General features: G+C 64.9%; 20 protein-coding genes. 11 read left to right on the top strand and 9 right to left on the bottom strand.

Annotated elements, in window-relative coordinates; all coding sequences use genetic code 11:
* Positions 1-365: 365 nt before the first annotated feature.
* From accC to scpA, 6 genes are read right to left on the bottom strand one after another with little or no spacing between them, the layout of a single operon-like run.
* Positions 366-2,354 carry an acetyl-CoA carboxylase biotin carboxylase subunit gene (gene accC / locus GO608_RS05020; RefSeq protein WP_169197202.1) on the bottom strand — a complete coding sequence of 663 codons (1,989 nt, stop codon included), beginning with the start codon at positions 2,352-2,354 and terminating at the stop codon, positions 366-368.
* A gap of 29 nt (positions 2,355-2,383) precedes the next feature.
* Positions 2,384-3,916 (bottom strand): acyl-CoA carboxylase subunit beta, encoded by a 1,533-nt coding sequence (locus GO608_RS05015; protein ID WP_169197203.1) that lies wholly within the window; start codon positions 3,914-3,916, stop codon positions 2,384-2,386.
* Positions 3,917-3,970: 54 nt separating this feature from the next.
* Positions 3,971-4,981 (bottom strand): methylmalonyl Co-A mutase-associated GTPase MeaB, encoded by a 1,011-nt coding sequence (gene meaB, locus GO608_RS05010; RefSeq protein WP_169197204.1) that lies wholly within the window; start codon positions 4,979-4,981, stop codon positions 3,971-3,973.
* Complete coding sequence (locus tag GO608_RS05005) at positions 4,974-5,306, bottom strand: DUF5615 family PIN-like protein (protein ID WP_169197205.1); 333 nt, start codon at positions 5,304-5,306, stop codon at positions 4,974-4,976. Before GO608_RS05005 ends, meaB begins: the two co-directional genes overlap by 8 nt.
* Positions 5,303-5,533, bottom strand: a complete 231-nt coding sequence (locus GO608_RS05000) for a DUF433 domain-containing protein (RefSeq protein ID WP_169197206.1) — start codon at positions 5,531-5,533, stop codon at positions 5,303-5,305. Before GO608_RS05000 ends, GO608_RS05005 begins: the two co-directional genes overlap by 4 nt.
* Before the next feature lie 38 nt (positions 5,534-5,571).
* Positions 5,572-7,752 (bottom strand): methylmalonyl-CoA mutase, encoded by a 2,181-nt coding sequence (scpA, locus tag GO608_RS04995; RefSeq protein ID WP_169197207.1) that lies wholly within the window; start codon positions 7,750-7,752, stop codon positions 5,572-5,574.
* 351 nt (positions 7,753-8,103) lie between these two features.
* Between scpA and GO608_RS04990 the strand changes: the two genes are divergently transcribed.
* Positions 8,104-8,775, top strand: a complete 672-nt coding sequence (locus GO608_RS04990; RefSeq protein ID WP_169197208.1) for a GntR family transcriptional regulator — start codon at positions 8,104-8,106, stop codon at positions 8,773-8,775.
* A 112-nt stretch (positions 8,776-8,887) separates the two neighbouring features.
* Here the strand turns inward: GO608_RS04990 and fumC are convergent, their stop codons facing one another.
* Positions 8,888-10,288: a class II fumarate hydratase gene (gene fumC, locus GO608_RS04985; RefSeq protein ID WP_169197209.1), complete on the bottom strand. Its 1,401-nt coding sequence runs from the start codon at positions 10,286-10,288 to the stop codon at positions 8,888-8,890.
* Between the two features lie 206 nt (positions 10,289-10,494).
* On the opposite strand from fumC, the gene GO608_RS04980 reads away from it, so the two are divergent.
* Together GO608_RS04980 and GO608_RS04975 are read left to right on the top strand one after the other, a co-directional pair.
* Positions 10,495-12,210: a GAF domain-containing sensor histidine kinase gene (locus GO608_RS04980; RefSeq protein ID WP_169197210.1), complete on the top strand. Its 1,716-nt coding sequence runs from the start codon at positions 10,495-10,497 to the stop codon at positions 12,208-12,210.
* Entirely contained in the window at positions 12,207-12,887 is a 681-nt protein-coding gene (locus tag GO608_RS04975; RefSeq protein ID WP_169197211.1) for a response regulator, read from the top strand. The genes GO608_RS04980 and GO608_RS04975 overlap by 4 nt, the downstream gene beginning before the upstream one ends.
* 73 nt (positions 12,888-12,960) lie before the next feature.
* On the opposite strand, the gene GO608_RS04970 is transcribed toward GO608_RS04975, so the two are convergent.
* A complete protein-coding gene (locus tag GO608_RS04970; protein WP_169197212.1) occupies positions 12,961-13,800 on the bottom strand; it encodes a hypothetical protein in 840 nt (279 codons plus the stop codon).
* Positions 13,801-13,901: 101 nt separating this feature from the next.
* Positions 13,902-14,258 (bottom strand): hypothetical protein, encoded by a 357-nt coding sequence (locus tag GO608_RS04965; protein WP_169197213.1) that lies wholly within the window; start codon positions 14,256-14,258, stop codon positions 13,902-13,904.
* A 132-nt stretch (positions 14,259-14,390) separates the two neighbouring features.
* Here GO608_RS04965 and GO608_RS04960 point away from each other — a divergent pair, with 132 nt between their 5' ends.
* The 8 genes from GO608_RS04960 (at position 14,391) to GO608_RS04925 (ending at position 20,626) form a co-directional block, all read left to right on the top strand.
* Complete coding sequence (locus GO608_RS04960) at positions 14,391-14,774, top strand: response regulator (protein ID WP_211159206.1); 384 nt, start codon at positions 14,391-14,393, stop codon at positions 14,772-14,774.
* 235 nt (positions 14,775-15,009) lie between these two features.
* Positions 15,010-15,399 (top strand): hypothetical protein, encoded by a 390-nt coding sequence (locus tag GO608_RS04955; RefSeq protein ID WP_169197215.1) that lies wholly within the window; start codon positions 15,010-15,012, stop codon positions 15,397-15,399.
* Positions 15,400-15,476: 77 nt separating this feature from the next.
* Complete coding sequence (locus tag GO608_RS04950; RefSeq protein ID WP_169197216.1) at positions 15,477-15,668, top strand: Flp family type IVb pilin; 192 nt, start codon at positions 15,477-15,479, stop codon at positions 15,666-15,668.
* Between the two features lie 116 nt (positions 15,669-15,784).
* Entirely contained in the window at positions 15,785-15,946 is a 162-nt protein-coding gene (locus GO608_RS04945) for a Flp family type IVb pilin (RefSeq protein ID WP_211159207.1), read from the top strand.
* A gap of 72 nt (positions 15,947-16,018) precedes the next feature.
* The gene (locus GO608_RS04940; RefSeq protein WP_281505706.1) at positions 16,019-16,588 is read left to right on the top strand and encodes an A24 family peptidase; all 570 of its coding nucleotides are present in this window, start codon (positions 16,019-16,021) and stop codon (positions 16,586-16,588) included.
* Positions 16,589-16,611: 23 nt separating this feature from the next.
* Complete coding sequence (locus tag GO608_RS04935) at positions 16,612-17,919, top strand: ATP-binding protein (RefSeq protein WP_169197218.1); 1,308 nt, start codon at positions 16,612-16,614, stop codon at positions 17,917-17,919.
* Between the two features lie 122 nt (positions 17,920-18,041).
* Positions 18,042-18,890 carry a Flp pilus assembly protein CpaB gene (gene cpaB / locus GO608_RS04930; protein ID WP_169197322.1) on the top strand — a complete coding sequence of 283 codons (849 nt, stop codon included), beginning with the start codon at positions 18,042-18,044 and terminating at the stop codon, positions 18,888-18,890.
* Positions 18,891-18,925: 35 nt separating this feature from the next.
* Positions 18,926-20,626: a type II and III secretion system protein family protein gene (locus GO608_RS04925; protein WP_169197219.1), complete on the top strand. Its 1,701-nt coding sequence runs from the start codon at positions 18,926-18,928 to the stop codon at positions 20,624-20,626.
* Positions 20,627-20,633: the final 7 nt, after the last annotated feature.

The following is a 20,633-nucleotide window of genomic DNA, read 5'->3' as shown; positions in this document are numbered from 1 at the left end:
CGAGGGTGATGCACGGTCCGTCGAACGTTGGTCTTGTGGCGGCGGTACAGGACGTCGCGAAGAAGTGAGCGACCCGCTGCCGTTCAGGAACGAACGCCGGCACGCAGCGGGCGTTCGTGAAGCGCAGCCATACTATCTCACAATTTATATTTGGGCAAATATTGAGAGGCTGCCGTGGACGCCTCGGCTGTGCGCCGCAAGGGATCGCCCCGGATCACCGGCCGCATCGATTCTGATCCCGCCGGGGAAGGGTGTCGCCGGGATACCGAAACAAAATCAAGAAAAAAGGGCTCACCTTGATGAGCCCTTTTTCCGGATCGGCTGCGCACAATGAGCGCGGCCGGGTTATCGCAGCGGAACCGGCGTTACTCGAACTCGACGATCACCTCGTCCACCGCGAGGCTGGCGCCGGCCGTGGCGACGATCTTCTTCACCTTGCCGTCCTGCTCGGCCTTGAGGACGTTCTCCATCTTCATCGCCTCGATGACCGCAAGCTTCTCGCCCGCCTTGACCTCCTGACCTTCGCGCACCGCGATCTCGCGCAGCAGCCCCGGCATCGGCGACAGCAGGAAGCGCGACAGGTCGGGCGGCACTTTGGTCGGCATCAGCGCCTGCAGTTCGGCCCACCGTGCGCTCATGACCAGCAGCACCGCCTGCGTGCCGTTGTGCGACAGGCGATAGCGCAGGCCGGTGCGGGCGACCTGGATCGTGAACGGCTTGCCGTTGAGCGTGCCGTTCATCAGTGCGTCGCCGAACTTCCAGTCGGTGCGCACCGCGAACGTCTCGCCGGCGAGCTTCACGTCGTAGCCACCGGCAGCCGGCACGACCGTCACGAGGCTGCGTTCGTCACCGCGCATCACCGTGTATTTGTCGCTGACGATCCGCTCGTGGCCGGGCATCTGGCCGGAGATCTGCGCATCGCGGTCCTCGAAACGGCGGTGCAGCGCGGCGGCGGCCGCGATGAACAGCGTCGGGTCATCGTGCGGCACCATCGAAGCATCAAAGCCCTTCGGGTACTCCTCGGCGATGAACCCGGTGTTGAAGTGGCCCGAAACGAAGCGCGGATGCTGCATCAGCGCGGCCTGGAACGGGATGTTCGAACTGATGCCGCGGATCACGAACGCGTTGAGCGCATCGCGCATCCGCTCGATCGCCTGGTCGCGGTTCGCGCCGTGCGTGATCAGCTTCGCGATCATCGAGTCGTAGAACATCGAGATCTCGCCGCCTTCGTACACGCCGGTATCGACGCGCACCTGGCCGTCGACGGAAGCAGGCGGCTGGAATTTCACGAGCCGCCCGGTCGACGGCAGGAAGCCGCGGAACGGGTCTTCGGCATTGATGCGGCACTCCATCGACCAGCCGTTGAGCTGGATGTCTTCCTGGCGGAACGCGAGCTTCTCGCCGGCCGCGACGCGAATCATCTGCTCGACGAGATCGAGCCCCGTGATCATCTCGGTGACCGGGTGCTCGACCTGCAGCCGGGTGTTCATCTCGAGGAAGTAGAACGACTTGTCGGCGCCGACGACGAACTCGACCGTGCCGGCCGACTGGTACTGCACCGCCTTCGCGAGCGCGACCGCCTGCTCGCCCATCGCCTTGCGCGTCGCCGCATCGAGGAACGGGCTCGGCGCCTCTTCGATGACTTTCTGGTGACGGCGCTGGATCGAGCACTCGCGCTCGTGCAGGTACACGACGTTGCCGTGCGCATCGCCGAGCACCTGGATCTCGATATGGCGCGGCTCGAGCACGTACTTCTCGATCAGGATGCGGTCGTCGCCGAACGCGGTCTTCGCTTCGTTGCGGCACGACGTGAAGCCTTCGAAGCACTCCTGGTCGTTGAACGCGACGCGCAGACCTTTGCCGCCGCCGCCGGCCGAAGCCTTGATCATCACCGGGTAGCCGATGCCCTTGGCGATCTCGACCGCCTGTTCTGCCGTGTCGATCGCGTCGGCGTAGCCCGGAATCGTATTGACCTTGGCTTCCTTGGCGAGCTTCTTCGACGCGATCTTGTCGCCCATCTGGCCGACCGAGTAGTGCTTCGGTCCGATGAAGACGATGCCTTCTTCCTCGAGCCGGCGCGAGAACTCGGCGTTCTCGGACAGGAAGCCGTAGCCCGGATGTACCGCTTCGGCACCCGTCTGCTTGCACGCGGCGATGATCTTGTCGATGACCAGATACGACTCTTTAGACGCCGCCGGCCCGATGCACACGCCTTCGTCGGCCATGTCGACGAACAGCGCGTCGCGGTCGGCCTCGGAATACACGGCGACGGTCGTGATGCCCATCTTGCGGGCGGTCTTGATGACGCGGCAGGCGATCTCTCCCCGGTTCGCGATCAGAATCTTCTTGAACATTTCTTACCTCAATTCAGAGCGATGAACGGTCAGAGCGGGATGTTGCCGTGCTTGCGCCACGGGTTGTCGAGCTGCTTGTCGCGCAGCATCGCCAGCGAGCGGCAGATCCGCTTGCGCGTGTTGTGCGGCATGATGACGTCGTCGATGAAGCCGCGATGGGCCGCGACGAACGGGTTCGCGAACTTTTCCTTGTACTCGGCTTCGCGCGCGGAGATTTTCGCCGGGTCGTTCTTTTCCTCGCGGAAGATGATCTCGACCGCACCTTTCGGTCCCATCACCGCGATCTCGGCGGTCGGCCACGCGAGGTTCACGTCGCCGCGCAGGTGTTTCGAGCTCATGACGTCGTACGCGCCGCCGTAGGCCTTGCGCGTGATGACGGTGATCTTCGGCACGGTGCATTCGGCGTACGCGTACAGCAGCTTCGCGCCGTGCTTGATGATGCCGCCATACTCCTGGCTGGTGCCGGGCATGAACCCGGGAACGTCGACGAACGTCACGACCGGGATGTTGAACGCGTCGCAAAAGCGCACGAAGCGCGCGGCCTTGATCGAGCTCTTGATGTCGAGGCAGCCGGCGAGCACCAGCGGCTGGTTCGCGACGATGCCGACCGTCTGGCCTTCCATGCGGCCGAAGCCGATCAGGATGTTCTTCGCGTAGTCCGGCTGCAGCTCGAAGAAGTCGCCTTCATCGACGATCTTCGCGATCAGCTCCTTCATGTCGTACGGCTGGTTCGCGTTTGCCGGCACCAGCGTGTCGAGTGACTCGTCCATGCGGTCGGCGGGATCCGCGGTCGGCTTGACCGGCGGCTTCTCGCGGTTCGACAGCGGCAGGAAGTCGATGAAGCGGCGCAACATCGCGAGCGCCTCGACGTCGTCCTCGAACGCGAGGTCGGCGACGCCCGACTTCGTCGTGTGCGTGACCGCGCCGCCGAGCTCCTCGGCAGTGACTTCCTCGTGCGTGACGGTCTTCACGACTTCAGGACCGGTCACGAACATGTACGACGAGTCCTTGACCATGAAAATGAAGTCGGTCATCGACGGCGAGTACACCGCGCCGCCGGCGCACGGGCCCATGATCAGCGAGATCTGCGGCACGACGCCCGACGCCATGACGTTGCGCTGGAACACGTCGGCGTAGCCGCCGAGCGAATCGACACCTTCCTGGATGCGCGCACCGCCCGAGTCGTTGAGCCCGATCACCGGCGCGCCCACTTTCATTGCGTGGTCCATGATCTTGCAGATCTTCTGCGCGTGCGTCTCCGACAGCGACCCGCCGAACACGGTGAAGTCCTGCGAGAACACGAACACCAGCCGGCCATTGACCGTGCCGTAACCGGTCACGACCCCATCGCCCGGCACCGTCTCCTCGGCCATGCCGAAGTCGGTGCAGCGGTGCTCCTTGTACATGTCCCACTCTTCGAAGCTGTCCTCGTCGAGCAGCAGTTCGATGCGCTCGCGCGCGGTGAGCTTGCCTTTCGCATGCTGGGCGTCGATGCGCCGCTGGCCGCCGCCCAGACGGGCTGCCTCCCGCTTTTCCTGCAGCTGGCGGATGATGTCGTGCATTGAAAACCTCCTTGTGCTTCGCTTTTTGGCGGCGCCGAAATTTCGTTTTCCGCGCTACTGTGACGGTTTTTCCAGATAGCCGAGCAGGCGCATCGCGGCAGCGGACGGCGTCGTCGCGCCCTCTTCGACCGCGCGCGCAATCCCGGGCAATTCGTGCTTCACCTGCGGGTGGCTGCGAAAGCGACTGCGCAGGCCGCTGTCGATCATTTCCCACATCCACGCGAGCGCCTGATGGCGGCGCTTCGCGTCGAACTCTCCGGTCGGCCTCAGCGTGTCCCGGTAGCGCTTCACTTCGTCCCAGAACCCGGCGACGCTGTCCTTCTGCAGCGCCGACAGCGTCAGCACCGGCGGCGTCCAGTTCGGCGACGCGTGGCGGAACATCATCAGCGCACTCTTCATCTGGGATTTCGCGAGCTGCGCCGCGCGCGCATCGATGTCGGCCTTGTTGATGACGATCAGGTCGGCGATCTCCATGATCCCCTTCTTGATCGCCTGCAGGTCGTCGCCGGCATTCGGCAGCTGCAGCAGGCAGAAGATGTCGGTCATGCCGGCGACTGCAGTCTCCGACTGGCCGACGCCGACCGTCTCGACGATGATCACGTCGAAGCCCGCCGCCTCGCACACGAGCATCGTCTCGCGCGTCCGCGCGGCAACGCCGCCGAGCGAACCGGCCGACGGACTGGGCCGGATATACGCTTCGGTGCGCTGCGACAGCATCTCCATGCGCGTCTTATCGCCGAGGATCGAACCGCCGGTCACCGACGACGACGGATCGACCGCGAGCACCGCGACGCGATGCCCCTGTTCGATCAGGTACAGCCCGAGCGCCTCGATGAACGTCGACTTGCCGACGCCCGGCACGCCGGATATGCCGACGCGCAGCGCATTGCCGCTCGCCGGCAACAGCGCCTCCATGACCTTGTGCGCGCGCGCCTGGTGGTCCTCGCGCGACGACTCGATCAGCGTGATCGTCTTCGCCAGCGGGCGCAGCTGTCCGGCGAGCACGCCGTCGACGAGTTTCCGGTCTTCCGGCGCGAGCAAGGAATCCTCGACCGGTTTACTCAAGTTCCAGCACGCCTTCTTCTGTCGACGCAAGGAATTCGCGGATCTCACCGCTCCGCGTAATCAGCCGTTCGCGAACCGCAGCACTGGATACATTGCCACAGTTCAACCATACGATTTTCGGCGGAAATCCGCGCAACAGCATGAGCTCGAGAAAATCCACGTCCTTCGTCACAATCGTGTAGCCGTTTTCTTTCGCAAATTCCCATAACGCGAGATCACTCGCGCGCTCGAGTCCAAGCAATTGCACTTGTGAAGAGCCCGGGAAGAAGTGCTCGAGATCGGGCAGCAGACGCCGCGACAGATTCTGGTCGAGCAGCAGCTTCACGCTGCCACCCGACTGATGCGCTGTTCGCGTTCGGCGGCAAAAGCAAGGCAGGCAGTCACATCGAGCGCTTCCAGCTCAGGGTAATCCGCGAGGATCTCCTCCGCCGACATTCCCGAAGCGAGCCAACCGAGAATGTCATAAACGGTGATCCGCATTCCCCGGAGGCAAGGTTTGCCGCCCCGCTTGCCGGGCTCGAGGGTGATCCGCTCCAGCAGTTTCGCGTCCATGACTTCCTCCCCTTGCAAATTGCGCTGCGATCGCCGTCTTACGCTGCCACCTTCGCCGCGCGGATCTGCTTCAGCACTTCGCGCGCCGCGGTCTGGATCGGCGTGCCCGGCCCGAAAATACCTTTCGCGCCAGCCGCGTACAGCCCGTCGTAGTCCTGCGCCGGGATCACGCCGCCGACGAAGACGACGATGTCGCCCGCGCCGAGCTTCTTCAGGCCGTCGATGATCTCCGGCACCAGCGTCTTGTGACCCGCGGCGAGGCTCGAGCAGCCGATCGCGTGGACGTCGTTCTCGACCGCGTGGCGCGCAGCTTCTTCCGGCGTCTGGAAGAGCGGGCCGATGTCGATGTCGAAGCCGAGGTCGGCGAACGCGGACGCGACGACTTTCGCGCCGCGGTCATGGCCGTCCTGGCCGAGCTTCGCGATCATGATGCGCGGGCGCCGGCCTTCCTCGGCGACGAACGCCTCGATGTCGGCTTTCAGCGCCTTCCAGTCGGAGTCGTTCTCGACGACGGCGCCATACACGCCGGACACCGCCTGCGGGTTCGCGCGGTAGCGGCCGAACACTTTCTCGAGCGCGTCGGACACTTCGCCGACCGTCGCGCGCACGCGCATCGCCTTCACCGCGAGGTCGAGCAGGTTGCCGTCGCGGCTGCCGTTCTGCCCGGCTTCGGCGCACGCGGTCAGCGCGTCGAGCGCCGCTTTCACCGCGGCTGCGTCACGCGTCGCGCGGATTTGCTTCAGCCGCGCGATCTGCGAATCGCGCACCGCGTGGTTGTCGATGTCGAGGATCTCGATCGGGTCTTCCTTCGCGAGCTTGTACTTGTTCACGCCGACGATGACGTCCTTGCCGGAATCGATGCGCGCCTGCTTCTCGGCGGCGCACTCCTCGACTTTCATCTTCGCCCAGCCGGACTCGACGGCTTTCGTCATGCCGCCCATCGCCTCGATCTCCTCGATCAGGCTCCACGCGGTGTCGGCCATCTCCTGCGTGAGCTTCTCCATCATGTAGGAGCCCGCCCACGGATCGACGACGTTACAGATGTGCGTCTCTTCCTGGATGATGATCTGCGTGTTGCGCGCGATCCGCGCCGAGAACTCGGTCGGCAGCGCGATCGCTTCGTCGAGCGCGTTCGTGTGCAGCGACTGCGTGCCGCCGAACACCGCCGCCATCGCTTCGATCGTCGTGCGCACGACGTTGTTGTACGGGTCCTGCTCGGTCAGCGACCAGCCCGACGTTTGCGAGTGCGTGCGCAGCATCATCGACTTCGCGCTCTTCGGGTTGAAGCCTTTCATGATCCGCCACCACAACAGGCGCGCGGCGCGCATCTTCGCGACTTCGAGATAGAAGTTCATCCCGACCGCCCAGAAGAACGACAGCCGGCCGGCGAACGCATCGACGTCCATGCCGCTGTTGATGCCGGTGCGCACGTATTCCAGGCCGTCGGCGAGCGTGAACGCGAGTTCGATCGCCTGGTTCGCACCGGCTTCCTGGATGTGATAGCCGGAGATCGAGATCGAGTTGAACTTCGGCATGTGCTGCGCGGTGTAGCCGAAGATGTCGGCGATGATCTTCATCGACGGCGTCGGCGGATAGATATAGGTGTTGCGGACCATGAACTCCTTGAGGATGTCGTTCTGGATGGTCCCCGAGAGCTTGTCCTGCGAAACGCCCTGCTCTTCGGCGGCGACGATGTAGCCGGCGAGGATCGGCAGCACCGCGCCGTTCATCGTCATCGACACCGACACCTTGTCGAGCGGAATGCTGTCGAAGAGGATCTTCATGTCCTCGACCGAGTCGATCGCGACGCCCGCCTTGCCGACGTCGCCGGTGACGCGCGGATGATCCGAATCGTAGCCGCGGTGCGTCGCCAGATCAAACGCGACCGACACACCCTGGCCGCCGGCAGCCAGCGCCTTGCGGTAAAACGCGTTCGATTCCTCAGCGGTCGAGAAACCCGCGTACTGGCGGATCGTCCACGGCTTGACCGCGTACATCGTCGGCTGCGGCCCGCGCAGGAAAGGCTCGAAGCCCGGCAGCGTGTCGGTGTGCGGCAGCTCGGCGACGTCCGCCTTCGTATACAGCGGCTTCACCGCGATCCCCTCGGGGGTGATCCAGTTCAGCTTTTCGATGTCGCCGTCGGGCGCGTGCTTCGCCGCGACCTTCTTCCAGGCATCCATATCCGGCTGCGGGTACGCCGGCATCTTGGCGTTCGACATGACAAACCCTCTCTGTTCAGGGCCGCGAAAAGCGGCCGTGCGATATTCGGTAAAACGCGAACCGGCTCGAAACCCAATGAAAAACCCGGCCAACAACAATGTGGCGGCGACGAGACCGCCCACGGAACGGACCCGTGGGCGGCCGCCGACGCTCCTGCGCTGCGACGTAGCGCTCTCCCTTCCCTTGCCGGAGGTTCAGCGCATGGCTGAACCCTTGGCACTCCCATGCTAGGCCGCGCGCCGGAAGTTGACTTGTGCCGACCAGGGAATAATACTTTATCCATAATTATGAATGCAACTTCCGCGCACCACGACTGCCGGAAGCGCCCCCACCTCTGCACTGAATCGCTCATGACCGCCTCCCGCATTGCTCCGCTCGCCCTCTACCAGGAGGTCGCCGAAAGGCTTCGCCAACGTATCTATTCCCATGATCTCGCCCCCGGTACGTGGGTGGACGAGCAGGCGCTGGCCGACGATTACGGCATCTCCCGGACGCCGTTACGCGAGGCGCTGAAGGTGCTTGCGTCCGAAGGTCTCGTCACGCTCAAGCCGCGCCGCGGCTGCTACGTCAACGAAATCTCGGAGCGCGATCTCGACGAAATTTTCACCGTCATGGCGCTGCTCGAAGGCCAGTGCGCGCATATCACCGCCCGCAAGGCGACGGACGCCGATCTCGAGCGGCTGCGGAAAATCCACGAAAAACTGGAAAAAGCCGCCGGCAGCGGCGACATCGACGGCTATTTCGAAGCAAACCAGGCTTTCCACCAAGCGCTGCAGAAGATCACCGACAACCGCTGGCTGTTGCAAGTCATCGAGGACCTGCGCAAAGTCATCAAGCTGTCGCGCCACCATTCGCTGTTCAGCGAAGGGCGGCTCGAACAGTCGCTTGCCGAGCACCGCGACATCCTCGCCGCGCTCGCCGAACGCGACGCGGAGCGGGCGGAACTGCTGATGCGTGCCCATATCGACAGCGGGCGCGCCGCCCTCGCGCGGATCGCGAAAGCGAAGAACAAGGTCGCCTGAGCGGCACCCTTCCCCGTCATTGCACAAATCCCGTTCGGGCTGAGCCTGTCGAAGCCCTGGCAGCGCCCTTCGACAAGCTCAGGGCGAACGGTTGTAATTAAACTCCGGTTTACTACCCACCCGGCCGCGTCATCGCCTCCGGGTCCACCCACAGATCGAACTCCTCCGGGCCGACGTAGCCCGATGCGAGTGCCGCTTCGCGCAGCGACAGGCCTTCCTTGTGCGCCTTCTTCGCGATCTCGGCGGCGCAGTCGTAGCCGATCTCGCGGTTCAGCGCCGTCACGAGCATCAGGTTCTTTTCGAGATTCTCGCGAATGCGCGGCAGGTTCGGCAGCAGGCCGCGCGCGCAGTGCGCGTCGAACGCGTCGCAGCTGTCCGCGAGCAGCGCGATGCTCTCCAGCACATTGTGCGCCATCACCGGCTTGTAGACATTCAGCTGGAAATTCCCCTGCGTGCCGGCGAAAGCGACTGCCGCGTCGTTGCCGAACACCTGCACGCACACCATCGTCAGCGCCTCGCACTGCGTCGGGTTGACCTTGCCCGGCATGATCGACGACCCCGGCTCGTTCTCGGGAATCGTCAGCTCGCCGATGCCGCAGCGCGGCCCGCTCGCGAGCCAGCGCACGTCGTTCCCCATCTTCATCAGCCCGCCCGCGAGCGTGCGCATTGCCGCCGACGCCTGCACCAGCGCATCGTGCGCGGCGAGCGCGAAGAAGCGGTCCGGCGCGCTGCGGAACGGACGTCCGGTAAGCGCGGCAATCTCCGCCGCCGCGCGGTCGCCGAAACGCGGATGCGCGTTGAGCCCGGTGCCGACCGCAGTGCCGCCGATCGCCAGGTCGTACAGTCCCGGCAGCGCGCTTTCGACCGCCGCGATGCCGAAATCGATCTGCGCGACCCACGCCCCAATCTCCTGCCCGAGCGTGATCGGCGTCGCATCCTGCAGGTGCGTGCGCCCGGTCTTGACGACGTCGCTGAATTCCTTCGCCTTGTCGGCGAGCGTAGCGCGCAGTCGCCCCACGGCGGGCAGCAGGCGGTCGTGCAATTGCTCGACCGCCGCGACATGCATCGCGGTGGGGAACGTGTCGTTCGACGACTGGCCGCGATTGACGTGGTCGTTCGGATGCACTGGGTGCTTCGAGCCCAGCTCGCCGCCGGCAAGTTCGATCGCGCGGTTCGCGATGACCTCGTTCGCGTTCATGTTCGACTGCGTGCCGGAGCCGGTCTGGAACACGACGAGCGGGAAGTGCGCGTCGAGCGTGCCGTCGATGACTTCGTCCGCGGCGCGCTCGATCAGCGTCGCGACTTCCGGAGCCAACTCGCCGAGTTCCGCGTTCGCCCGCGCTGCCGCCTTTTTCAGGACGCCCAGCGCCCGAATCATCGCCCGCCCCCAGCGGAAGCGCTCGGTGCCGATCGGGAAATGCGCGACCGAGCGTTCGGTCTGGGCTCCCCAGTAACGGTCCGCCGCGACTTCGACAGGCCCCATCGAATCGGTTTCGGTACGCGTGGCTTTCATCATCGTCTCCCGGCCGCTCCCCGGCCCCGGGCGGTTTGACGCGCGCCGCCGGCCGGGATTCCCCAATAGCCGTTTCGTTTCCCGGCTGGGTTTATTGTAAGGATGTGCAACGCCCGAATGGCTTAATATGGTGACATTCGGCAGACGGCGCGATTGCTCTCGGCATACATGCGAAAAGCGCCATGACCGATGGGAGAACTCCAACGATGGACAACAGCAGCGCCACCTCGCCGGCGGTGCTCCCGCCTGGCGTCGCAAACGGCGGCCTGCACCTGAACCCGGAACTGCGGCGGATTCTTGCGAACATACGTGTCATTGTCGCGATCGTCGCCATAACGGAAGCCCTCTCGCTGTCGGGCACGGGACGCACGCCCGCCGCGCTCGCGGCCGTCGGCTACGCCGTCTATGCGGGCTGGCTGTGCTGGGTCGAAACCCGCGGGAATCACCCGGTTCTGCCGCGCATCACGCCGTGGGTCGATGCGGGATGGATCCTGCTTTTCGCGTGGCTCGCCGAGGCGCAAAGCAGCCTGTTCATCCTGCTGCTGCTCTTTCCCGTCCTCTTCGCGTCGCTGAGCTTCGGCTTCGTCTCGGGCCTGCTGGTTTCGCTGTTCGCCGCCGCGGTCGCCGCAGCCCAGTTGCTCATCCACAAAGGGTATGGCGACATCCCGTGGCAGGGCGCGATGCTCCAGCCGCTGTCGCTGCTCGTTCTCGGCCCCCTCGTGGCCGCTCTCGCACGAGCCGGCGTGCAGATGAACGAGCAGCTGACGGTCGCCGACCGCCTGCTCGGGCAGCTGGACCCGCGCCGGGGAGTCCGGCGCATCGCGGAGACGACGCTGCGCACGCTGACGCACCATTTCGACGCCGATCGAGGGCTGATTCTGCTGTGGCTCCCCGACAGCGAGCCGCGCCTGTTCGATTGCGACGCCAGCGGCAACGTGAACGAACTGTCGGGCGAACTGCATGCGAGCCTCGTCGAGTCGCTGGGCTGCCTGCCGCCCGACGTCGCGGCCGTACATCATCTCGGCCACGTCGGCCGCCTGCCGCTGCGTCGTCACAGCGGCTTCGACCTCGAAACCAGAGCGTCGAACAGCGCTGCCCGCGCAGCGGCCGAACAGCTCGCCCAGCTCCTTGACGCCCAGTCGATGGTCGCGATGCCGATTTGCCGCCGTGCGCCGCACCCGTGCCGGCTGCTGCTCGCGTCGCGGCATCGGCGCTACCGCGCGCGCGACGCCGAGCTGCTGTACGGGGTGATGGAGCAGCTCGCCCCCGTCATCGAAAACGCGGGCCTGCTGGAGCGGCTCACCGAAGCCGCGATGGCGACCGAACGTGCCCGCATCGGCCGCGATCTCCACGACACCGCGATCCAGCCCTACCTCGGCCTGAAGTACGGCATCGAAGCGCTCGCGCGCAAGGCCGCACCCGACAACCCGCTGCACCGCGACATCCACGCGTTGAAGGACGTCGCGATCAGCGAGCTGCACCATCTGCGCGAGCTTGTGACGGACATGCGGGCGGGCGCGTGTGGCGCCGACGATGCGCTCGCGCCGGCGCTGCGGCGGCAGGCCAAGCGATTTTCCGAGCTGTTCGGGATCGAAGTGTCGGTGTGTTGCGAAGGAGAACTGCCGGTGCGCCGCAGCCTTGCCGCGGCGATTTTCGCGATGGTCGGCGAAGCGCTGACGAACATCCGCCGCCATACCGACGCGAGCCGCGCCGAAATCGTCGTCTCGGCGCAGGCCGGCGTCTGTTCGCTGCGGATCACGAACGCGCACGACCCGCACGCCCCTCCCCCGCCGTTCATCCCGCGCTCGATCGTCGAACGCGCCGAATCGCTCCACGGCCGTGCAGTCGTCGAGCGCCAGCGGCCCGGCCTGACTGATCTGATCATCTCCATCCCAGCCCATTCCAAGCACGGCCAACCATGATAATCACCACCGAAAGTGCCATCCGTGTCTTCCTCGTCGACGATCACCGAACGACGCTGTGGGGGCTCGAGCGCCTGATCGAAGGTGCCGATCGCATGCAGCTGGTCGGCAGCGCGACAAGCATCGCGGAGCTGCTCGCCGACCCCGAAAGCCGCAACGCCGACGTGATCGTGCTCGACCTCGATCTGGGCGGCGTCGATTCGGCCACCGCGCTAGCCGAATTGCACCGGACCCTCAGCGCTCGCGTGCTGGTGCTGACCGGCGCGCGCGACACGGACGCGCATCGCCGCGTTGTCATGGCCGGCGCGCGCGGCGTCGTCCGGAAGGAAGAGCCGGTCGACGTGCTGTTGCGCGCGATCGAGAAAGTCCACGAAGGCGACGTCTGGGTCAATCGCGCGCTGATCGGCGACATCATGGACAGGCTCAAGGGCGGAAGTCCGCCGCCGGACGAGCACAGCGCGAAGATCTCGAGCCTGACGCCGAAGGAACTCGAAGTCATCGCCACCGTCGTCCGCCACAAAGGCGCCAAGAGCCTGATCCTCGCCGAAAGCCTCGGCATCAGCGAACACACCCTGCGCAACCACCTCACCGTGATCTACCACAAACTCGAACTGCGCGGCCGGCTCGAACTGTACGTTTATGCGAAGGAACACGGGATCGGGCTGGTGAATTCGTGACGCCGGGGGCGCCGGCATGCAGCTTCGCCAAACGGGCGGCTGAACAAATTCGAACCCGGTCGTACGCGAAGGCTCAGTAAGAAAACGCCGACTTCCGCCACTCCGGATTGATGCGCCGCATTCCCCGCGCAACCAGTTCCCTGCGGCTATTTTCGACTTCCTGTTCGTCAGGTGCCCCGGATGACTCCGTGCCTGAAGCGGCAATCTGCGACTGTTCGGGGCATTCCGATTTCCGTTTCCCGCTCCAGCGCACGAACAGGTCCGCATCCGCATCAGGCACGTAGTAGATGTCGCTTCGACGCATGACGAAGCGGTTGTTCTCGGCGATCGTCGTCGTGATGAGGATTTCGGTGCGCGTAGGTTTCGAGTCACGCCCCAGCCACCAGTCCGCGAACGCGCCTCCCGCAAGCCCGGTGCCGACCGATTCGACCGAATTGAGGTGCAGCTCCGTGAGCCGGTGAATCACAGCGACGCCGGCGGCAAGCCACGTGTACCGCCGCGGCTCGTAGTCCGGGAAGCCCAACCCGTGGTTCACCACCTGGGTATCGTAGGTGACTTCGATCTGCGCTCCGTCCGCAGCAAAACCCTCCTTCCTCGACGGTTCAGACTTGCAGACATCGACGTCCGCTCCGCTATCCACGAGCCGCGTGATCAGGAATTCCCGGAAGGCGCGATTGAAAGCCGAACGCCGCTCGGATGCCGCCACGTGGAGCGGCCTGTTCTGGAGGCTCTCGTTATCCTCGATCGCGTTCATCGTTTGCTCCACGACATCGTCGGCGACAACGTCCCAGTGCTGCGCAGTGCGCGCGACCTTTTGATACGAAAGCGGAAAATTCTCCGCGACGGGGACCGGCGACGCACAACCGACGACGGTCAGTGCCGCCGGTATTAGGAGGACGAAAACCTTTTTCATTATTGTTCTCCGTTCTGGAAGCGGGAAACGCGGCGGCAGGTCGCGGGCGCGTCGAAAATGACAGGAGAGAACGTACCGCCACGCGGCCCTCGGGGCCATGGTCAAAAGCGCGAGAACGCCATGTGACATTCGTCATGGAGTGAACAAACCCCGCAACGGCGCTCGACGAGGAACTTTCCGCCGTTTTGCACTTCGGGTGCCGGAAATGCCTGTACTGGCGCGCCTGCCACCCGCCTTTCGCTAGTCAAGTTGTCATGCCAAGCAGCAGGCATCTCCTCCCCCGCGACGATTCCCGGCGATCGCTGGTCTTGATGGCGATGCTGTTTCCGCACCGCACGATTCGGCCCGGAGCAAGCGAAGAAGCCTTCCCCGAATTCGTCTCCTTCTATTTTCCGGGCGCTGATCGCCAGATCCCCCGGAGTCCCGAACACGTCTTCCTCGATCAGGAACTCCGCCAAGTCGCCCGCGACGCACTTTTCCCGGTCGCGTTGTCATGCCTCTCGCAGTCGAGTTCTCCCATGCGCAGCTTGCGAGCCCCCCGGTATCGTTGAATCCTCGCGGCCGTCGCCGCACGCGTGGAGCATGCCATCTTGTCGAGCGCTCTGGCTCCACCGATCGAAATCCTGCTCGTCGACGATCAGCCCGTGATCCTTGCAGGGGTGACCGCACTGATCGAGAGCGAAGCCCCGCGGATGCGCGTGACCGGGCAGGCCCGCTCCGTCCGGCAGGCGCTCGAACTTGCGCGAACTGTTCGTCCGCACGTCATCGTCCTCGATGCCAACCTGGGCGGCGAAGACGGCATCGTGCTGATCCCGCTGTTCCGCATCTGCTGCAATGCCGCGGTCGTCGTCTTCACGTGCCTCGGCGAACCGCGTGCGCGCCTGCGCGCGCAGCGCCTCGGCGCCGCCGGCTTCGTTTCGAAGACCGCGCCAGGCGACGAACTGATCGCCGCGATCCGCCTCGCCGCGCTCTGAACCGCCGAAGCCCGTGACAAATGTCATGGGTCCAACCGGTCGAACGCGCCCACGCCGATTAGTCGCATCAGCCGATGCCGAATCCTGAACCTCCGGCGAACATGAAGGAAATGCCAAACGGGCACCGGGCGAACGGTAGCTGAAACCCTCGCCCTGGCGCCCCCCACGGCATCCCGAAGGAGCATCGACGGCCGTTTTCTATCGTCATTCCCGCCCGGCATCAGGAGATCTAACCGTGACGCCCTCGCCGAAAAACAGGTTGTCGCCGCAAACCCAGTCCACGCTCGGCGCGATTTCCTCCGCGCTGCTGCTGCTGTTCGCAATCTCGCACCTCGGCGCGTTCGCCGAAACCGGCATGACGAGCAAGCTGCTGTTCAGCCTGGCCGAAATCGTCGTTGCGGTGCTCGTCCTGCTGCGGATGCCGACGCTTGAAACCCGGGACGAAGCGGCGGGGTTCGATTGGGATGAGTGTGGCGCGAAATCTTCGGTGACATCGGCAGGGAACAGTCACGGCCTTCTCCGAAAAAGAGCTCGAGACCGCGACGCGCATCATCTCGGCACCTCCGGCGCCACCTCCCCAAGCGTGACAAATGTCACAAGCACCTGTGGCGCATATGACTACTAAAAACGGGCGCAATTGCCGATGTTGCCGAACCGTTCGGCGCCTAATCTGAAGTCAAGCCGCAGGACAGGACGAAAGCGATGAAAACCAGGCGAATTGCCGGACTGCTGAAAGGATTCATCGAAGACCAGGACGGCGTCACGTCGATCGAATATGCGCTGCTGGGGGCGCTGATCTTCGGGGCAATCGTGGGTTCGGTCGCGTTGCTCGGTGACAGTGTCGAAGCGCTTTACGGCGACGTCGCGACGAAAGTTTCCGACGCGGTGTCGTGAGTGGGCGACGATTTCACTGCGAGGCCGAAAACCTCGCAGCAGTTTTCCGGAACGGGCCTCCCGCTCCGGTTGGTTGCCGGGAGGTCCGGCGGTTTTTCAAAATGAAGGAGATAATTATGCTGGAAATGATGAAGCGGTTTGTTCGGGACGAAGAAGGCGTGACGGCGATTGAATATGGCCTGATCGCCGCGCTAATTGCAGTAGTGATTATCGCAGGCGTGAAGCTGGTTGGCACGAACCTTCTCGCCCTCTTTAATGCGATCGCAGCTGAACTATAAAAAAAGCGCGTGGCGCTTAGTGATTTCCTTCAAAGCGCCACGTATCTTCACTGAGATCATAGGTTGGCGAACGTGAAAATTGAAGGTGCTTGGTTGCCTCTGCTGTTTGCGCTTGCGCTTGCAGTCTACATGGATGTTCGTTTTCGCCGCGTGCCTAACTTTCTTATTTTCGCAGGCATGTCTGCCGCGCTTTTTACTTGCCTCTTTTCCGGCCTGAATGACTCGACTTCAATTTCTTCTGGCGTAACACTTGTTATGGTTTCCGCCGGAATCGCCGTCGGCTTCGCAGCGCTGTTTCCCCTCTACGCGTTGCGCGCGATGGGAGCCGGCGACGTCAAGCTGATGATGATGGTCGGCGCGTTTCTCGGTCCGCTGCAGACGCTGGGTGTCGTCGTACTGACCTTCCTCGCCGGTGGCGTGCTCGCATTCGTCATGGCGCTGTGGCAGCGCTCGTTCCGCCAGCTCGCGACGAACCTGCGCTTCATGCTGACGACGAGCGCGGTGCGCGCAGCGGGGGGCGACAGCCCGCGCTTCGAGCCGCTCGCGCAGACCGCCGGCCGCATGCCTTATGCCGTCGCGATTGCCGCCGGCGTCGTGCTGCAACTGATCCTCGTCCGCTCCGGCGGCTGGGCGCTGAGTTGAATGGAAACTTGCCGGAACTCGTCATGAATGCACCATCCGCCGCCCGCGTGATCCCTCTCGACGAAGCCGCCGCGTTCCCGCGCGCCCCGCGCACGCTCGAAGAAACCGGCCTGCCGCTGCTGTTCCTCGTCGAGCTTGCGGCGAAGCTCTTGTTCGTGCGCGGCCAGATGCGGCTGACCGAGCTGTCGCAGCAGATGCGCCTGCCGGCGACTGTGCTCGAAAGCCTGCTCGCGTTCATGCGCGCGGAGCGGCTGTGCGAAGTGCTGCGCCGCGGCGAGACGGACGGCGACATTCTGTATGAACTGACCGACGCCGGTCGCGCCCGCGCGGTCGAATACCTCGGCCGCTGCAAGTACGCCGGCGCCGCGCCGGTCGGCCTCACGGCGTATGTCGCGCAGGTCGAGCGCCAGTCGGTGACGAAGATGCGAGTGACACGCGACGGTGTAAACGAGGCGTTTCGCGGTCTGATCGTCAAGCCGGAAGTGCGCGACCAGCTCGGCGCGGCGATGGGGTCGGGCCGCGCGCTGTTCCTGTACGGCCCGGCTGGCGCCGGCAAGACTTATCTCGCCGAGCGGCTCGCATTGCTGCTCGACGGCGATATCGCCGTGCCGCACGCGATCCTCGTCGATGGCGAGATCATCCAGGTGTTCGACCCGCTGATTCACACGCCGATTGAGGACGACCGCCGCCCTGCCGCGCTCGACAACCTGATGCGGCCGGATCTGCGCTGGGTGCGCTGCAAACGGCCGGTCGCGATCACCGGCGGCGAGCTGACGCTGCGCATGCTCGACCTCGACTACGACGCGAGCAGCGGCTTCTACCAGGCGCCGCCGCACGTGAAGGCGAACAATGGTCTGTTCGTCGTCGACGACCTCGGCCGGCAGATCGTCACGCCCGAGCAGCTGATGAACCGCTGGATCGTGCCGATGGACCGGCACCACGACTACCTCGCACTGCACAGCGGCACGAAGTTCGCGCTGCCGTTCGACGTCGTGCTGGTGTTCTCGACGAACCTGATGCCGGCCGACGTCGCCGACCCGGCTTTCCTGCGCCGGCTCGGCTACAAGATCCACATCGGGCCGATGGACGAGCACGAATACCGGGAGATTTTCACGCGAGTCTGCGACGCACGCGACGTGCCGTTCGATGAAAGCGCGTTCCAGATGCTGTTGAACGATTACCACAAGGCGCACGGGCAGCCGCTGCTCGCGTGCTACCCGCGCGACCTGGTGAACCAGATCGCCGATCTCGCCCGCTACCTCGGCGAACCGGCGCGTCTGACGCCGGAAGCTCTGGAGTGGGCCTGGCATAACTACTTCGCGACCCGATAGGGCGCGAACCGGGGGAGGGGGGCCGGTGGCCGCATGGGCGGTCGCCGGTTTTCACCGGAGCAGCACCGCGGGCTTTGTCCGGTCGCCGGGCATGCGCCGCGACATGAAACAAGGGGATGCACATGAAGGCAAAAGGGATGGGCTTTCTTTTGGTCGCGATGCTCGCCGGCCTTGCGGCAGTCGTGCTCGGCACGCGCTGGCTGCAGGCGAAGTCCGCCGGCGACGGCAATCGCATCGCGGTCGCCGCCGTCGAGCTGCAGCTCGGCAGCCGCATCGCGCCGGAGGCGATCCGCCTCGTCGAATGGCCGTCCGGCAGCATCCCGGCCGGCGCGTTCAACGACCTCGCGAAGCTCGACGGCCGCGTCGCGATCACCGGCATCCAGCCCGGCGAACCGGTCCTCGAATCGCGCCTCGCACCGGAGGGCACGAAAGGCGGCCTGTCCGCGGTAGTGCCGGAAGGCAAGCGCGCGATCACCGTGCGCGTCAATGACGTCATCGGCGTCGCCGGCTTCACGCTGCCCGGCAACTACGTCGACATCATGGTCAATACCGAAAACACCGGCGCGAACCGCAACAATACGGACCAGATGATCTCGAAGATCGTCCTCGAACGCATCCTCGTGCTCGCCGTCGCGCAGGAAGCGAACCGCGACGAGACGAAGCCGAAAGTCGTCAATGCGGTGACGCTCGAAGTGACGCCCGAACAGGCTGAGCGGCTCGACCTCGCGCGCAGCGTCGGCAACCTGTCGCTGGTGCTGCGCAACCAGATCGACTCGAACCCGACGGACACGGTGGGCATCACGAAAGCGATGCTGCTGCGCACATTCGACGAGCCTCCCGCAGCACCGCCGGCCAAGCCTGCCGCACCGCGCCGCGTTGCTGCAAAACCCCCTGCCCCCACGGTCGCCCCGAAGCAGCAGGTCTGCGTCGAGGTGATCCGCGGCGTCTCCAAGGTCAACGAATGCTTCTAATCGCTTCCAAACGATTGCCGAGCGCAGGGAACATCATGAGCACGAACAACCTACACAGACGTCATCGTTCCATACGGGCCGGAGCTTTCATAGCGCTGGCGCTGCTGCTGCCGGCCTCGGCGCCCGCAGCCATCGGCACCTCACCCGCAGCGCCGAGGGTCTCCGTCGCGACCACGAACGGTTCGCCCTGCGGGCGCGTCGAAATCGCCCCGATGGTCACGATCCCCGTCGGCAAATCGTCGGTGATCCGGCCGGAAGTCCCGGTCACCCGCATCCTGCTCGGGAACCCCGACAATGCGCAGGCGGCGCGCCCAAGCGCGGAACCGGCAAAGGACGACAAGGGCGCACAGCAGGCAAAGCAGAGCGACGGCCGGCCCGGCGTCGCGCAGGTCGACGTGCTGCTGTTGAGCCCGAACGAGATCTATCTGCTCGGCAAGAGCGTCGGCTCGACGAACGTCGTGCTCGTCGACCGCTCAGGCGGCTGCACCGCGCTCGACGTCACGGTTGCGATGGACGTGACTTCGGTGCAGGGCGCCTTGACAGCGCTGCTCCCGGACGAAACCGGGATCAAGGTCAGTTCGGCATACGACTCGCTCGTGCTGACCGGGACTGTCAGCGATGCGACGAAGGTCGATCGAGCCGTCGAGATTGCATCCGCATACGTTCGCGATGGCGGCGGGGGAGAAAACGGGCGCAACGCGCGCGTCCTCAACATGCTCCGCGTCGGAGCGCCCCAGCAGGTGATGCTGGAAGTGAAAGTCGCCGAGGTGTCGAAAGCGGTGATGGACCGATTCGGCATCGATTTCTCCCGCGCCTATGCCGCGGGGGACGGCACGATGATCCGCTTCCTGTCGGGCGTGTTCGGAGGCAAGAGCCCAGTCGGGGGACAGGTGTCGGGAACCGTCGGCGCACGCGTCGGCGGCGGCATCGTCGATTCGATCAGCAACGCCAGCGGCACCAGCGCGATCACGGCGCCGATCGGCAACGCGACGATCGGCGGCGACGCGACGACCGTACCGCTGATCTCGGGCAAGAACAGCACGCTGATCGGCGTCGATGCGCAAAAGAACGATGGTCTCGTCAAGATTCTCGCCGAACCGACGGTCATGGCGATCAGCGGCCAGGAAGGCAGCTTCCTCGCCGGTGGCAAGATCTTCATCCCCGTCTCGCAAAACGACGGCGGGACGAGGACGGTGACGCTGGAGGAAAAGGAGTTCGGCGTTTCGGTGAAATTCACGCCGACGGTGCTCGAAGGCGGGCGCATCAACCTCGCCGTGCGACCGGAGGTCTCAGAACTGAACCGCGAAGGCGTCGGGTTGAGCGCCCCGGGGGTGAACGGCCTCGCGATCCTGCCTTCCTTCACGACGCGCCGCGCTTTCACCACGGTCCAGCTTCGGGACGGCCAGAGCTTCGCGATCGGCGGCCTGATCAAGAACAACACGACGACGAACATCCGGGCGTTCCCGTTCCTCGGCGAGTTGCCCGTGCTCGGCGCGCTGTTCCGCAGCACCGAGTTCCAGACCGACCGCTCCGAACTCGTATTCGTCATCACTCCGCGCCTGGTCAAGCCGCTGCCCGAGGACTACGCGCTGCCGACCGACAACTACGTCGAACCGAGCCGCAGTGATGTGATCTGGCGCGGAAAAATCGAAGGCGAGGGGCGCGCTCCGGCGGACCATCTTGATCTCTTGCCCGGTGCGGAAAATTCCGCCCGCGGCGGCTTTGAGCCGAAATGAGGAGCAG

Origin of the sequence: Aromatoleum buckelii (genome assembly GCF_012910785.2) — a bacterium.
Classification (GTDB): domain Bacteria; phylum Pseudomonadota; class Gammaproteobacteria; order Burkholderiales; family Rhodocyclaceae; genus Aromatoleum; species Aromatoleum buckelii.
This window is presented reverse-complemented; position numbering and strand designations above follow the sequence as displayed.

Bases quoted from the DNA above. Each gene is read 5' to 3' on its own strand.
- GO608_RS05015 (WP_169197203.1), bottom strand. From the start codon at position 3,916: ATGCACGACATCATCCGCCAGCTGCAGGAAAAGCGGGAGGCAGCCCGT.
- GO608_RS05000 (WP_169197206.1), bottom strand. From the start codon at position 5,533: ATGGACGCGAAACTGCTGGAGCGGATCACCCTCGAGCCCGGCAAGCGG.
- GO608_RS04945 (WP_211159207.1), top strand. From the start codon at position 15,785: ATGCTGGAAATGATGAAGCGGTTTGTTCGGGACGAAGAAGGCGTGACG.
- GO608_RS04970 (WP_169197212.1), bottom strand. From the start codon at position 13,800: ATGAAAAAGGTTTTCGTCCTCCTAATACCGGCGGCACTGACCGTCGTC.
- fumC (WP_169197209.1), bottom strand. From the start codon at position 10,288: ATGAAAGCCACGCGTACCGAAACCGATTCGATGGGGCCTGTCGAAGTC.
- GO608_RS04980 (WP_169197210.1), top strand. From the start codon at position 10,495: ATGGACAACAGCAGCGCCACCTCGCCGGCGGTGCTCCCGCCTGGCGTC.
- accC (WP_169197202.1), bottom strand. From the start codon at position 2,354: ATGTTCAAGAAGATTCTGATCGCGAACCGGGGAGAGATCGCCTGCCGC.
- GO608_RS04975 (WP_169197211.1), top strand. From the start codon at position 12,207: ATGATAATCACCACCGAAAGTGCCATCCGTGTCTTCCTCGTCGACGAT.
- GO608_RS04950 (WP_169197216.1), top strand. From the start codon at position 15,477: ATGAAAACCAGGCGAATTGCCGGACTGCTGAAAGGATTCATCGAAGAC.
- GO608_RS04935 (WP_169197218.1), top strand. From the start codon at position 16,612: ATGAATGCACCATCCGCCGCCCGCGTGATCCCTCTCGACGAAGCCGCC.
- scpA (WP_169197207.1), bottom strand. From the start codon at position 7,752: ATGTCGAACGCCAAGATGCCGGCGTACCCGCAGCCGGATATGGATGCC.
- cpaB (WP_169197322.1), top strand. From the start codon at position 18,042: ATGAAGGCAAAAGGGATGGGCTTTCTTTTGGTCGCGATGCTCGCCGGC.
- GO608_RS04925 (WP_169197219.1), top strand. From the start codon at position 18,926: ATGAGCACGAACAACCTACACAGACGTCATCGTTCCATACGGGCCGGA.
- GO608_RS04990 (WP_169197208.1), top strand. From the start codon at position 8,104: ATGACCGCCTCCCGCATTGCTCCGCTCGCCCTCTACCAGGAGGTCGCC.